Origin of the sequence: Cystobacter fuscus (assembly GCF_002305875.1) — a bacterium.
In the GTDB taxonomy this organism is placed as follows: Bacteria; Myxococcota; Myxococcia; order Myxococcales; family Myxococcaceae; genus Cystobacter; species Cystobacter fuscus_A.
Genome location: NZ_CP022098.1, coordinates 7,482,091 through 7,494,747 on the forward strand (window position 1 = coordinate 7,482,091; position 12,657 = coordinate 7,494,747).

Below are 12,657 nucleotides of genomic sequence, written 5' to 3' on the forward strand. Positions count from 1 at the left end.
CAATCCGGTACCACACATGACTCGAAAGAAGCCCGCGCGCCCCTACCACCATGGGGATCTCAAGCGCGCCCTGCTGGAAGCGAGCATCGAGCTCATCCGCGAGGAAGGCGTGGACGCGCTCACCGTGGCCGAGGTCGGCCGCCGTGTCGGCGTGTCCTCCGCGGCGCCCTACAAGCACTTCGCGGACCGCCAGGCGCTGTTGAGTGCGCTCGCCCAGGAGGGCAACCGGCGGCTCGGCGAGGCGCTCGTCGCGGCGACCCAGGGGAGCACCGACCCGCGCGAGGCCTTCCGGCTCTCGGGCGTGGCCTACATCCGCTGGGCGGCGGAGAACCCGGCCCTCTATCGCATCGCGACGGATCCCGCGCATGTCGACTACACGGCGACGTCTCACGAGGTCGATGCCCCGGAAGCCCTCAAGGGCTCCCTGGAGGCGTTCTGGCCGGAGCTGGCGGCCCTGGTGCGCTCGGGCGCCTCCCTGCCCGCTTCCCATGCGCTGGTGCAGCAACTGCGAGGCCGCGCCCTGGCTCAAGGCCTGGCCAGCCTCTTCGTCAGTGGCGTCTTCGCCTCGCTCGGCATCACCACCGCGGACGCGGAGCGGATTGCCCGGGCGGTGACGGGAGAGGACGTCCCCGCCACGCCGCGCCGGAGCCAGCCCTCACGCTCCCGCTGAGCCCGAGAGGGACTGTTGCCTGTTGGGCTTTTCACTGCCCCAGGCTAGGCTGCCTCCCCCCCACTCGTGCCGCCCACCCCCCCTCGTGCGGCGCCTTCGGCCCGTATGAAGGAGATGTCCATGATGCTGAAGCGTTTGATGTTGCTGATGGCAGGTGCCCTCACGCTGGCTCCGTTGTCGCCAGCTCACGCCGACCAGTTGCAGGACATCAAGAAGAAGGGCGAGCTGGCTTGTGGCGTACTCGGTACCGACGAGCCTTTCAGCTTCATCCAGGATCCCGCCAGCCGCGCGCTCGTCGGCTACGACGTGGACCTGTGCAACGCGGTGGCGAAGAGCCTGGGCGTGAAGCTCACCCTCAAGCAGCTGGCGGTGTCCGCACGCATCCCCGAGCTGCAGCAGGGCCGCGTCGATCTGCTGGCCGCCTCGCTCACCCACAACAAGGAGCGCGAGGCGCTGATCGACTTCTCGCTGTCCACCTTCATCACCGGTCAGAAGGTCCTGGTGAAGAAGCAGAGCGGCATCACCCGCCTGGACCAGCTCGCTGGCAAGAAGGTGCTGACGGTCAAGGGCTCCACCATGGAGCAGAACACCAAGAAGGCGGTGCCGACGGCCGTCATCGTCTCCTTCGACAACAGCCCGCAGGCCTTCCTCGCGCTACAGCAGGGCAAGGGCGTGGCCTACGTCAACGACGAGACGTCGCTGATCGACGACTTCTCCAAGCTGGGCCCCGTGGCCAAGGACTACGAAATCCTTCCCCACAACCTGTCCACCGAGCATCTCGCGATGGGTCTGAAGAAGGGCGAGCCCGCGTTCCGGGAGCAGGTGAACAAGGTGCTGCGTGACCTGGAAGCCTCGGGTGAGGCCGAGAAGCTGTTCACCAGGTGGTTCGGCCCGACCACCAAGATGAAGTTCCCGAGCCGCCCGTTCAAGATCGAGACCGACAAGGTCGACTGAGCCCGGCGGATGGCCCGCTCCCGCCGGAGCGGGCCGTCGTCCCGAGCGGCCCATGAACTCATTCGATGTCTCGCTGCTGCTGTCCGGCCAGTACCACGACTGGCTCGTGAGCGGCTTCGCCCTCTCCATCAAGCTCGCGTTGATCACGCTGGTGTTCGCACTGCCCCTCGCGCTGCTCGTGGCGGTGCTGAGACTCGCGCCGCTCGCGATGCTGCGCGCGGTGGGCGTGGTGTTCGTCGAGGCGATCCGCAACGTGCCGCTCCTGGCACACATGCTGTTCTGGTACTTCGGCGCGCCGGAGGTGTTGCCAGAGGCGCTCAAGCTCTGGCTGTACGAGCGCAACTTCGAGGCCGCCAGCGCCGTGATCGCGCTGGTGCTGTACACCGCCGCCTATATGTCGGAGGACATCCGGAGCGGCATCCGCTCGATTCCCAAGGAACAGATGGAGGCCAGTCGCGCGCTCGGCTTCAGCTTCCTCGGCGCCATGCGGCTGGTGATCCTCCCGCAGGCGCTGCGCCTGACGGTGCCACCGTTGATCAGCCAGACGCTCAGCCTGTGGAAGAACACCAGCATCGCCATGGTGATCGGCGTCGCCGAGCTGATGTACCAGGCCCAGCAGGTGGAGAGCGCCAGCTTCCGCGGCTTCGAGTCCTTTGCCTTCGCCACCGGGGCCTACCTGATGATCTCGCTCGCCATCACCGGGGCCTCCGCCTGGTACCACCATCACCATCCGGTGCGGAGCGCCTGATGTGGGAGATCCTCCAGACCTACTGGCTGTACTACTTGATCGGACAGTATCCGGACGGTCCGCTCGGGGGCCTCTCGCTGACGCTGGTCCTGGCCGCGCTCGCCCTGGTGCTCGCCTTCCCGGTCGGCATCGTGCTCGCATTGTGCCGCCTCTCGCCCTACCGCCTCCTGCGCTGGCCGGTGACCGCCGTGGTGTTCGTGGTGCGCGGCACGCCACTGCTGATGGTCGTGTTCTGGGCCTACTTCCTGCTGCCCACACTCACCGGGCACGTGACCGACCAGTTCAACACCATGCTGGCGGCGCTGGTGCTCTTCGACGGCGCCTACCTCGCGGAGATCATCCGCGCCGGCATCCAGGCCATCCCCAAGGGCCAGATGGAGAGCGCCCGCTCGCTCGGGTTCGACTACCCGCGGGCCATGCGGCTGGTGATCCTCCCGCAGGCGCTCCGCAACATGCTGCCCTCGCTGGTCAATCAGTTCGTGTCGACCATCAAGGAGACCTCGCTCGGCTACATCATCAGCCTCGGCGAGGTGTCCTTCGTCGCGACCCAGATCAACACCCAGCTGCTGACCCGGCCGGCCGAGGTCTATCTGCTGCTGGCGCTCACCTACTTCGTGCTGTGCTTCAGCCTGTCGCGCTTCGCCTTCTGGCTGGAGCGGCGGCTGGCCGCGGGCACCTCGCACCCGGGAACGCGATGATCAAGCTCGAGAACGTCAACAAGTGGTACGGCGACTACCATGCCCTGGTCGACATCACCGAGGAGGTCTCCCAGGGCGAGGTGGTGGTCGTGTGCGGCCCCAGCGGCTCCGGCAAGTCCACGCTGATCCGCACGATCAACCGGCTGGAGCCGATCCAGAAGGGCCGCATCCTGCTGGACGGCCAGGACATCTACGGCCAGGGCGTCGACGTCAACGCGCTGCGCAGCCGCATCGGTTTCGTCTTCCAGCAGTTCAACCTGTTTCCCCACCTCACCGCGCTGGAGAACTGCACGCTGGCGCCCACCCACCTCCGCAAGCTCCCGCCGCGAGAAGCGAACGAGCTGGCGATGTCGCTCTTGAACCGCGTCGGGCTCGCGCACAAGGCGTCCGCCTACCCCGCGCAGCTCTCCGGGGGACAGCAACAGCGGGTGGCGATCGCCCGGGCGCTCGCGATGAACCCGCCGGTGATGCTGTTCGACGAACCCACCAGTGCGCTCGACCCCGAGATGGTCGGCGAGGTGTTGCAGGCGATGAAGGGGCTGGCGCGCGATGGCATGACCATGGTGGTCGTCACGCACGAGATGGGCTTCGCCCGGGACGTGTGCAACCGCGTGCTGTTCATGGACCAGGGCCGCGTCCTGGAGCGCACCACGCCGGAGCGTTTCTTCAGCCGGCCGGAACACCCGCGCGCACAGAAGTTCCTGGCCGACGTGCTGTCTCCCTGGCAGGGCACGCCCGACGCGAGCCACTGAGGGAACTCCCCAGGAGGATAGGGCTCCGGGCCAGGAATTGAACGGGGGAGACGGCATCGCTACACTCGGGGCCATCCCCATGCACACTGACTCCCCTTCGGACTGCTTCGTACGGTCTGACGCGTCCGCGCGTCCGCCTCGCTGGCCCACCCTCCTGCTGTCCCTGGCCCTGGTGGCCTCCACGGGCTGTCCGGAGCCGGAGCCGAAGCCCCCCGAGCCCGAGCCCCGCTACCGGGCCACCATCCGCCGCACCGCCCACGGCATTCCCCACATCAGCGCCTCCAACCTCGGCGGCGTGGGCTTCGGTCAGGGATATGCCTTCGCCCAGGATCATGCCTGCACCCTGGCGGATCAGATCATCAAGGTTCGCGGCGAGCGCGCCCGCTTCTTCGGGGCGGGCGCCGGGGATGCCCACCTCTCCAGCGACTTCGCCTACCACGCCCTGGATCTGCTCGAGCGCGGCCGGGCCGGCCTCGAGACCCAGCCCGAGGACTCCCGTCAATTCCTCGAAGGCTTCACCACCGGCTACAACCACTTCCTGGAGAGCCCCGGAGCCACGCGGTTGTCCTGCGCCGGGCAGCCCTGGCTGCGCCCCATTGGCGCGGACGAGATGGTGGCCTATCTGATCAACATCGCGCTGACGGCCAGCGGCTACCGCTTCGTTGACGCCATCGCCGCGGCGCAGCCCCCCAGCCCCAAGGGCGTGCAGTCCGTACCGCCCGCGCTGCCACCGCGCGAGGAGGCGGGCCTCGCCAGCAACGGCTGGGCCCTGGGCGCCGAGCGCACGGCCAACGGGCGCGGCATGGTGCTGGCCAACCCGCACTTCCCCTGGGAGGGCGAGCTGCGGCTGTGGGAGAGCCACCTCACCGTGCCCGGCCAGCTCGACGTCTATGGCGTCTCCCTGCTCGGCGCGCCCGGTGTCGTCATCGGCTTCAACAAGGACGTGGCCTGGACGCATACCTTCTCGTCCGGCTCGCGCTTCACGGCCTATCTGTTGAAGCTCGTCCCCGGCAAGCCCACCACGTATCTGTATGAGGGTCAGGAGCGGCAGATGACGGCCCGGACCTTCACCCTCCAGGTGCTGCAGCCCGATGGCTCGCTGAAGGACGTCTCCCGCACCCTCTACAGCAGCCACCATGGACCCCTGCTGGCCCTGCCCGGCCTGGGCTGGACCGGCTCCGTCGCCGTCAGCTACCGGGACGCCAACCTCGACAACACCACCTTCTTCACCCAGTTCCTGGGCATGGGACGGGCCACCAGCCTCCAGCAGTACCAGGAGGTCTTCGCCACCGCGCAGGGCAGCCCCTGGGTGAACACCATGGCCACGGATCGCGAGGGGAACACCTGGTACACGGATGCCTCGGCCACGCCCAACCTCAGCGCCGAGGCGCTGACGAAGTGGCAACAGGCGGTCGCCACGCCCGGCTCGCCGCAGGCCACGCTGCTGGCCCAGGGCATCGTGCTGCTCGACGGGAGCACCGCCATCAACGAGTGGGTGGTGGAGCCCGGAGCGCGCAGCCCGGGGCTCGTTCCCTTCGCCCGGGTGCCGCAGCGGTCCCGCCGCGACTTCGTCTTCAACGCCAATGACAGCTATTGGCTGGCCAACCCCGCGCAGCCCCTGGAGGGCTTCTCTCCCCTGCACGGCTTCGAGCGCGTGCCCCAGACGCCCCGCACCCGGATGAACCTCGTCGCGCTCACCGAGGTGCGCGAGGGAGGCGCCTCCGGCGCCGATGGCCGGTTCACCCTCGAGGAGCTGCAGGCCACCGTCCTCGACAACCGCGGCATGACGGCCGAGTTGCTGCGCGCGCAGGTGGTCCAGCGCTGTCAGGCCAACCCCACGGGTAACGCTCGGGGCCAGGCCGTGGACCTCACCCAGGCGTGTGCCGTGCTGGCGGCGTGGGATGGCCACTACGACCTGAGCAGCGTGGGCGCTCCCCTCTGGCGCGAGCTGATGGGCATCTACGGCACCGCGGCCCTGCAGAACGCGGGCACCCTCTTCGCCACGGCCTTCTCGCCCGCTCAACCCATGGAGACACCGAACACGCTCGTACCGGCGCCCGCGACGGGGGCGGATCCGCTCCTGGACAAGCTGGCCGAGGCCGTGCTGCGACTGGGGGATGCGAGCATCGCGGTGGATACGCCGCTGGGCCAGGTGCAGTTCACCCCACGAGGTGGCACGCGTACGGCCCTCCACGGTGGCGTCGCGGTGGATGGCACGATGAATGTCGTCAGCTACCGCATCCTGCAGTCCACCCTGGCCGGGCCGACACCGCGCGGCACGGTCATCAATTCCGCGTCGGGCCTCACCACCGACGGCTACGTCATCAACTATGGGACGAGCTTCCTCATGGCCATGAACTACACCGACAGCGGCCTGGAGGCCCGGGCCCTGCTCACCTACGGCGAGTCCGAGGACCCGTCCCACCTCAACGACCAGCTCCAGCTCTTCTCCCAGAAGCAGTGGCGGCCCATCCTCTTCTCCGAGCAGGAGATTGCCAGCTCTCCGGTCCTCGAGACGACGACCGTCACCCGGGAGTAACCAGGTACGTCGCGGTGGCGCTGGAGGCGCTGCGAGGGGACAATCCGTTCCGAGAACACTCGGGGGCCGAAAACCATGGCGATGGTGAAGCCCGGGCAGCGCATCCGCATGACCTGGCAGCCAAAGGGCTGGAAGAAACCCGCGACCCTACAGCTCACCCTGGTGCCGAAGGCACGAGGCGCCTCCCTCCACGTGCACATGGAGAAGCTGCCGGACGCGAAGGCCCGCGAGGCGATGCGCGAGCACTGGTCCCGGGTGCTCGAAGGACTCTTTCGCGAGTAGTGTGGGGCGGGTTCAACCCCCAAGGAGTGGAGCCCGTGCCCGCCATCGACATTCCCGCCATCGACACCGAGCGCCTCACGCTCCGCGGCCCGCGACGCGAGGACTTCGAGGAAGCGTTCGAGATGTGGGGAGACCCACGGGTGACCCGGTACATCAGCGGCAGGCCATCCACGCGCGAGGACATGTGGTCCCGGCTGCTGCGCTACGTGGGCCACTGGGCGGTGATGGGGTACGGATTCTGGGTGGTGCGCGAGAAGAGCACGGGCCGGTTCGTCGGCGAGGTGGGACTCGCGGACTTCCGGCGGGAGCTCGAACCCTCGTTCGAGGGGGCGAAGGAGGCGGGCTGGGTGCTGTCTCCGTCGGCGCACGGAAAGGGGTTCGCCACGGAGGCGGTGAGCGCGGCGCTGAGGTGGGCGGACGGCAGGTTCGGTCCAGAGCGCGTGGTGTGCATCATCAACCCGGGGAATGAGGCTTCCCTCAAGGTCGCGCACAAGTGCGGGTTCCGTGAATTCACACGCGGCTCGTACAAGGGCGAGCCGACGCTGATGCTCGAGCGGGTTCCCGGCACCAGGTGAGCGGGCGGGAGCCACCCTCCAGCGTCTACCACTTGTCGTGGTGCTTGATTTGAAGCTCGAAGCCCCGCTGGATGCGATCCCACGCGTCGAGAACCGCCTCCTTGAGCCACTGCATGGGCACGGCGTCGGGCTTGACGCACAGCTCGGCGAGGAGGAACGCGGCCCGCGCGCCCTGCTTCCCCCACCGCTTCACGATCTCCTGGGGAACGGGGACGCCGGAGTGGATCAGCCCATCCGTGAGCTGGTACAGCAGGTTGTCGAGCCGCGGAGCGGAGAAATGCTTCTGCTTGTTGCCCATGTAGTACACGTGGTCCGCGAGCGCGATCTGGTTGAGCACCTCGTGGTGGAGCGCGGCATAGCCATACTCACCCTGGAGCAGCCGGACGGTGGCGTCGAGGATCTCCTTGGCACTCTGGCTGCGCGTGAAGAGGGGGTAGAGATCCGCGAGGATGGAGTGGAAGGGGGGCAGCTCGCGAAACCCACGGGTCGAGTCGTTGTTGTAGCCGAGCGCGCCCTGGTACTTCACGTTGTTGGGCTGGGACAGGTCCAGGCCCAGGTAGGGGTGGGTCATGAAGACATCCCGCCCCTCGCGCCCGCGCAGGAGCAGCACGGAGTCGATGGCCAGCCGGTTCGCGCCTGGGAAGCGCTCCGGCTGAGTGACCTTCTTCATCTCCTCGACGCTCGAGTTCACCGAGGCGATCATCCGCATCCACGCACGCTCGATGGGCTTGAGCTCCTCGAGCGCCAGCCACGCCACGGGAATGATGGGCGAGAAGGCCATGTGGGAAACGAAGAGGTGCTCCTTGGATTCGTCCCAGAGCGCGACGAAGGAGCAGGAGGTCACGCTGAACGTGATGAGCTCCTCGATCCAGATGCGATCTTTCGAATTGAGCGGGGGAAGCGTGTACTTGCGCCAGACACAGTCGGCGTTCTTGTGTCCTCCGCAGTGGTGCTTGTCCTTGGGGAGCGACAAGGTCGACTGCGCATCGCACAGGGGTTCACTCCGTCCCGGGGCAACGAGCCGGTGGGCCTGGGTCTCGGGCAGGGCGCCACTGTAGGAGTGGGAGTACACCGCCCGGAGGAAGTAGCGGCCCGAGAAGGCGTCCCGTTGCAGGTAGGCGGCATGGTCCCAGCCCAGCATGAGGACCTGTCCGCTCCGGCCCTTGGGCTTGAGCAAGCCCGAGTACTTGAGGGCCAGGGCCTCCCCCGTCTGCGACAGCACCCCTCCCTTGAAGAGGGTGATGAGCTGGATCACCTCCTTCGCGAAGGGCGCGCTCTGGGTGATCTGGACTCCCGATCCCTCATTCGAGGCGAGCGACTCATACTCGAACTTGCGAGGCTGCCGATAATCTCTGCCCATGGGGTGCTCCTTGGCGGCGGGAGACCCGCATCATGCCAGAAGCGCATTCCCTGGTGAGACAGGCTTCGAATCCGTCTCCCCTGCCCTCCTCCTCATCCGTTGTGGCAGATGACGCGCGCGACGCACTTCGCCTTCTCACCGGTGGAGGTGAGGACCTCGGCGAACGTCTTGAGGCGGATGGGCTGGCCCGTCCGCGCACGCTGCTCGTGGCCCGCGAGGCTCGCGCACTGCTCGTACCCCTCCAGCGTGAAGTAACTGGTCCCGCCGATGCTCACGCCTGGCTCGACGTCGATGCTCACGTGGGTCGGGACCGCGGAGCGGGGCCAGTCATGAATGGAGGTGACCGTGAGCGTCCGCGTCTCGCTGTCGTTGAAGATGTACGTGTCGACGGCGATGTGCGCCGGGTAGCTGTGCACCTCCGCCACGACGCCACCGTCGATGAAGCGCTCACAGCGCAGCTCGGACTCCTCCTCGGTCGCCGCCGCCGTTGTTGCGTTGAACACCACGAAGCCGATGGCTGCTGCCGCCCAACCGTTGCGCATGTGTGTCGTCCTCCCAGCAAGACGCGACGAGGCTGAGATCGGAGCGCTGCGGTCACAAGGCAGGCGCCATGCGGCGTGTTCCTGGGAAGTTGGGGGCTCGACAGCGCCGCGGGCGCCGCGTGCGATACCCAACGCTCGACTTCACCTGGTGGTTTCGAGCACTCGGGTGGCCGGGCGCACACAGCTCTGCGGCACCCGGCCGCCGAGCGCATGGCCCGGCGAGCAGACCCAGACCCGGGAGCGCGGCTGGGTAGCCCGGCGGGCGCGGCAGCCGGGGGTGGTGCCGCTCAGGCGCGGCGGCGGCGGCGGAGAAGCCCGAGCGCCAGCATGATCAGGCCGGCGGCCGGCGCGGCCGCGGTGCCGGAAACGCCGCCGAGCTGACAACCTCCGCCACCCTTGCCCGGCGCGTCGTCCGGCGGGACACCCTCGCCACCCGTACCGCCGCCGTCGCTGGACGCGGCGACCGTGACGGTGGCGCAGTGGTGGTAGTAGCAGCCACCGGGGTTGTTGATCGCATGGTTCGACATGAACTGGGTGATCTGCAGCGTGCACTTGTCGCAGGTGAAGTCCTGAGGCAGCTGGACCTGGAGCGTCTGCGGACCAGAGAGCGGCGAGGAGTGCACGAGCAGACCGTCGGCGAGCAGCGGCAGCGTCGGGTTCTCGTTGATGGGGGTGCTACCGCACGGCGTGCTGCCGGCGGTGACCGGCGGATCGGGGGGCAGCGAGTTCATGTCCTGGGCGATCGAGACGCGGTAGTGGCCGGGGTGGAAGATCGTCTCGGTGAGGGCGATGGTGATCATCTGCCCCGGGCGGTAGGTGGTGACCGCGCCGGTGGGCTGGGCCGGCTGCCCGGGGTCGGCCTGGCCGCAGGGCTCGCTCTTCTGCGGGTTGCCGAGACGGTCCTGCTCCGCCCAGCTCGCCGGCTGCTGGATGCTGAAGTGGGCGCGCGCCGGCGCGGCGGAAAGGAGGAGCGCCGTCGACGCGGCGATGAGGGAAGGGGTCGGGGAGGGTCGCATCATGGGGTTTTCTCCAGGCTGACAGCTGGCGGTAGCCTAATGCGCAACGGAGACAGGCCCTAAAACCTTGTGTCGATGCCGACCCACCATTCCACTGAGTACTGCAGACAGGCACGAAGAAGCCCATGGCCGGAAACGTCCCCTCATGGTCCGCTGCGGCCCTGATGTCGGGGCCGTGGCGGGGCTATTCACCCTCGCGAACCCGCTGTCCCTCTGGAGTCCGAGATGCTGAAGCCCGAAGACGTGCCCCTGGCCCAATCCGCCCTGTTGGTCATCGACGTGCAGGACTCCTTCAAGGTGAGCCCACGCTGGGAGCGGCGCAGCACGCCGGACTTCGAGCGCAACGTCGCGTCGCTGGTGGACGCATACCGGGCCGCGGGGCTGCCGGTCCTCTACTTCCTGCACACGGACGGCGACCCCGGCTTCGAGCCGGGCAGCCCGCACCTGAAGCTGATGGACTTCCTCGCCCCGCGCACGGACGAGCCCGTGCTGACGAAGCAGACACGCAACTGCTTCACCTCCACGCCCCTCTCGCCGATCCTGCTCGCCCGCGGCGTGCGGCGCCTGGCCGTGACGGGCATCCAGATGGAGCAGTGCTGCGAGACGACGACGCGCGTGGCCGCGGACCTGGGCTACGCGGTGGACTTCGTGCTGGACGCCACGATGACGTTCCCCATCCCCAACTGGGACGTGCCGGGAGAGGAGCTCGGTGTCGACGCCATCACCGAGCGCACGGCGTACGCGCTGCGCCACCGCTTCGCGCGCATCACCCACGCCCGGCAGCTGGTGGCCGAGCTCGCCGCCCTCCCCCCGCCCGGACCGCCGCGTGAGCCGGCGCGGCCCGCCCCTCCCCCGCCGCCGCGCCCCGCCCCGCGCGTCCTCTTCGCGCTCGCACCGGGCGTGGAGGTGATGGACCTGGCCGGGCCGATGCAGGCCTTCCACGAGGCCGCGGGCTTCGGGCACCCGTACGCCGTCACGTCCGTGTCCCCGACGCCCACCGTGCGCACGGCGCAGGGCCTGGAGCTCGCGGGCCTCGCGCCACTGCCGAAGGACGTGGGCCCCGGCGACCGCGTCGTCGTGCCGGGCTACCCGCTGGCGACGACGCGGGTGCCGCCCGCGCTGCTGTCCTGGTTGCGCGCGGCGGCGAACGCGGGCGCGCAGGTGTGCGCGGTGTGCACGGGGGCGTTCGCACTGGGCGAGGCGGGCCTGTTGGACGGCCGCCGCTGCACCACGCACTGGCGGCGCACACAGGAGTTGCAGGCGCGCTTCCCGCGTGCGCGAGTGCTGGGCGAGCGGCTCTTCGTGGAGGACGCGGGCGTCGTCACCAGCGCGGGCATCAGCGCGGGGGTGGACATGGCGCTCGCGCTGCTGGAGCGCGATGGCGGGCCACTGCTCGCCTCGAGCGTCGCGCGCGAGATGGTGGTGTACCTGCGCCGCGACGGGGCGCAGTCTCAGGACAGCGTCTACCTGGACTTCCAGACGCACCTGAACCCGGGCGTGCACCGCGTGCAGCAGTACCTGGTCGCACACCCCGAGGCGAAGGCGACGCTGGCCGAACTGGGCCGCGTGGCCTCCATGAGCGAGCGCAACCTCACACGCGCCTTCCGCCGCGCCACCGGCATCAGCGTGCACGCCTACCGCGAGCGCTTGCGGCTGGAGCGCGCCAAGGGCCTGCTGCGCAACCCCGAGCTCACGGTGGAGGCGGTGGCCGAGGCCTGCGGCTACGCCGACGTGCGCCAGCTGCGCCGCGTCTGGACCGCGGCGCACGGCGGGCCCCCGCGCCGCCCTCCCGCGCGCGGCGGGAAGACGTGACGGAGGGCCCGCGCCTCAGGATCGCGCACACCTTGAAAGCGGAGCGTCTCAGTAGGCCACGACGGTGGGCTCCGTGGTGCTGGTGAAGAAGTCCGGGTAGGTGGCGAGGTAGTTGGAGCCGCTCCCGATCTCGAGCGGGATGATGCCGTCCTTGGTCCCCTGAACCCGGAGGGTGGTGCCATCGGCCAGGAAGGACAGCTCCTCGCAGAAGACGTTCGAGAAGCGGAATTCGTACTGCGCCACGAGCAACGTGGAGCGCACCACCGATAGCGTGTCCGGCGTCAGGTGCAGCAGCTTCAGGTATGCGCCATTGGAGCCGCTCGGCGAGTAATCGTACGTGTAGCTGACGGCGACCCCAAGGTCGTTCGCGGCAATCGACAGGGCGGGTACCGAGTACGAGCCCTCGAGCACCACACTCGCGCTCGGCCATGGGCACGTGGAAGAGGCCTGCCGGGTGATGACGGGCTCGAACAGGGGCGGATGCGAGTTCGAGCTTGTCCGCTGATAGGTAATGGAGAAGGTGCACCCCTGTGAGAAGGCAGAGGTCAGCGTGGCGGAGTCCGTAGCGGTTTCGGGCGACTCGTCGGTGGCGGACCCGCCACAGGCGGAGAGCAGGAGGGCGACAGCGAGGAGGGGGGCGGATTTCACGAGATGCATGGGGTTTTGTTTCCTTTGCGTCGATGATTCAACCTGATGGACCGAGTCTCCC

Annotated in this window: 12 protein-coding genes and 1 pseudogene; 9 read left to right on the plus strand and 4 right to left on the minus strand. The window is 68.7% G+C overall.

From position 1 onward, the window contains the following. The first annotated feature begins 16 nt into the window (after window positions 1-16). From CYFUS_RS30135 to CYFUS_RS30170, 8 genes and pseudogenes are all read left to right on the plus strand, one after another. Window positions 17-670, plus strand: a complete 654-nt coding sequence (locus CYFUS_RS30135; protein ID WP_095988371.1) for a TetR/AcrR family transcriptional regulator — start codon at window positions 17-19, stop codon at window positions 668-670. A gap of 120 nt (window positions 671-790) precedes the next feature. Next, window positions 791-1,624, plus strand: a complete 834-nt coding sequence (locus tag CYFUS_RS30140; RefSeq protein WP_095988372.1) for an ABC transporter substrate-binding protein — start codon at window positions 791-793, stop codon at window positions 1,622-1,624. A 52-nt stretch (window positions 1,625-1,676) separates the two neighbouring features. Then, the gene (locus CYFUS_RS30145; RefSeq protein WP_095988373.1) at window positions 1,677-2,372 is read left to right on the plus strand and encodes an amino acid ABC transporter permease; all 696 of its coding nucleotides are present in this window, start codon (window positions 1,677-1,679) and stop codon (window positions 2,370-2,372) included. Then, entirely contained in the window at window positions 2,372-3,070 is a 699-nt protein-coding gene (locus CYFUS_RS30150) for an amino acid ABC transporter permease (RefSeq protein ID WP_095988374.1), read from the plus strand. Before CYFUS_RS30145 ends, CYFUS_RS30150 begins: the two co-directional genes overlap by 1 nt. After that, window positions 3,067-3,822: an amino acid ABC transporter ATP-binding protein gene (locus CYFUS_RS30155; RefSeq protein ID WP_095988375.1), complete on the plus strand. Its 756-nt coding sequence runs from the start codon at window positions 3,067-3,069 to the stop codon at window positions 3,820-3,822. The genes CYFUS_RS30150 and CYFUS_RS30155 overlap by 4 nt, the downstream gene beginning before the upstream one ends. A 79-nt stretch (window positions 3,823-3,901) precedes the next feature. After that, the gene (locus tag CYFUS_RS30160) at window positions 3,902-6,361 is read left to right on the plus strand and encodes an acylase (RefSeq protein ID WP_232536894.1); all 2,460 of its coding nucleotides are present in this window, start codon (window positions 3,902-3,904) and stop codon (window positions 6,359-6,361) included. Window positions 6,362-6,388: 27 nt separating this feature from the next. Then, window positions 6,389-6,643: pseudogene (locus CYFUS_RS30165) on the plus strand (SRPBCC domain-containing protein); the annotation flags it as partial. A 35-nt stretch (window positions 6,644-6,678) separates the two neighbouring features. Next, on the plus strand, window positions 6,679-7,218 hold the full coding sequence (locus CYFUS_RS30170; protein WP_095992317.1) for a GNAT family N-acetyltransferase: 540 nt from the start codon (window positions 6,679-6,681) through the stop codon (window positions 7,216-7,218). A gap of 25 nt (window positions 7,219-7,243) precedes the next feature. Here CYFUS_RS30170 and CYFUS_RS30175 read toward each other — a convergent pair whose 3' ends face one another. The 3 genes from CYFUS_RS30175 to CYFUS_RS30185 form a co-directional block, all read right to left on the minus strand. Then, on the minus strand, window positions 7,244-8,578 hold the full coding sequence (locus CYFUS_RS30175) for a hypothetical protein (RefSeq protein ID WP_095988376.1): 1,335 nt from the start codon (window positions 8,576-8,578) through the stop codon (window positions 7,244-7,246). Between the two features lie 92 nt (window positions 8,579-8,670). Continuing rightward, the gene (locus CYFUS_RS30180; protein ID WP_095988377.1) at window positions 8,671-9,120 is read right to left on the minus strand and encodes a hypothetical protein; all 450 of its coding nucleotides are present in this window, start codon (window positions 9,118-9,120) and stop codon (window positions 8,671-8,673) included. A gap of 287 nt (window positions 9,121-9,407) precedes the next feature. Beyond that, entirely contained in the window at window positions 9,408-10,139 is a 732-nt protein-coding gene (locus CYFUS_RS30185; RefSeq protein ID WP_095988378.1) for an SCE4755 family polysaccharide monooxygenase-like protein, read from the minus strand. Between the two features lie 222 nt (window positions 10,140-10,361). On the opposite strand from CYFUS_RS30185, the gene CYFUS_RS30190 reads away from it, so the two are divergent. Next, the gene (locus tag CYFUS_RS30190) at window positions 10,362-11,948 is read left to right on the plus strand and encodes an isochorismatase family protein (protein WP_095988379.1); all 1,587 of its coding nucleotides are present in this window, start codon (window positions 10,362-10,364) and stop codon (window positions 11,946-11,948) included. 48 nt (window positions 11,949-11,996) lie between these two features. On the opposite strand, the gene CYFUS_RS30195 is transcribed toward CYFUS_RS30190, so the two are convergent. After that, a complete protein-coding gene (locus CYFUS_RS30195; RefSeq protein ID WP_095988380.1) occupies window positions 11,997-12,605 on the minus strand; it encodes a hypothetical protein in 609 nt (202 codons plus the stop codon). Window positions 12,606-12,657 lie beyond the last annotated feature (52 nt).

Coding starts and splice junctions, on each gene's coding strand:
- CYFUS_RS30135 (WP_095988371.1), top strand. CDS start 17: ATGACTCGAAAGAAGCCCGCGCGCCCCTACCACCATGGGGATCTCAAG.
- CYFUS_RS30140 (WP_095988372.1), top strand. CDS start 791: ATGATGCTGAAGCGTTTGATGTTGCTGATGGCAGGTGCCCTCACGCTG.
- CYFUS_RS30145 (WP_095988373.1), top strand. CDS start 1,677: ATGAACTCATTCGATGTCTCGCTGCTGCTGTCCGGCCAGTACCACGAC.
- CYFUS_RS30150 (WP_095988374.1), top strand. CDS start 2,372: ATGTGGGAGATCCTCCAGACCTACTGGCTGTACTACTTGATCGGACAG.
- CYFUS_RS30155 (WP_095988375.1), top strand. CDS start 3,067: ATGATCAAGCTCGAGAACGTCAACAAGTGGTACGGCGACTACCATGCC.
- CYFUS_RS30160 (WP_232536894.1), top strand. CDS start 3,902: ATGCACACTGACTCCCCTTCGGACTGCTTCGTACGGTCTGACGCGTCC.
- CYFUS_RS30175 (WP_095988376.1), bottom strand. CDS start 8,578: ATGGGCAGAGATTATCGGCAGCCTCGCAAGTTCGAGTATGAGTCGCTC.
- CYFUS_RS30180 (WP_095988377.1), bottom strand. CDS start 9,120: ATGCGCAACGGTTGGGCGGCAGCAGCCATCGGCTTCGTGGTGTTCAAC.
- CYFUS_RS30185 (WP_095988378.1), bottom strand. CDS start 10,139: ATGATGCGACCCTCCCCGACCCCTTCCCTCATCGCCGCGTCGACGGCG.
- CYFUS_RS30190 (WP_095988379.1), top strand. CDS start 10,362: ATGCTGAAGCCCGAAGACGTGCCCCTGGCCCAATCCGCCCTGTTGGTC.
- CYFUS_RS30195 (WP_095988380.1), bottom strand. CDS start 12,605: ATGCATCTCGTGAAATCCGCCCCCCTCCTCGCTGTCGCCCTCCTGCTC.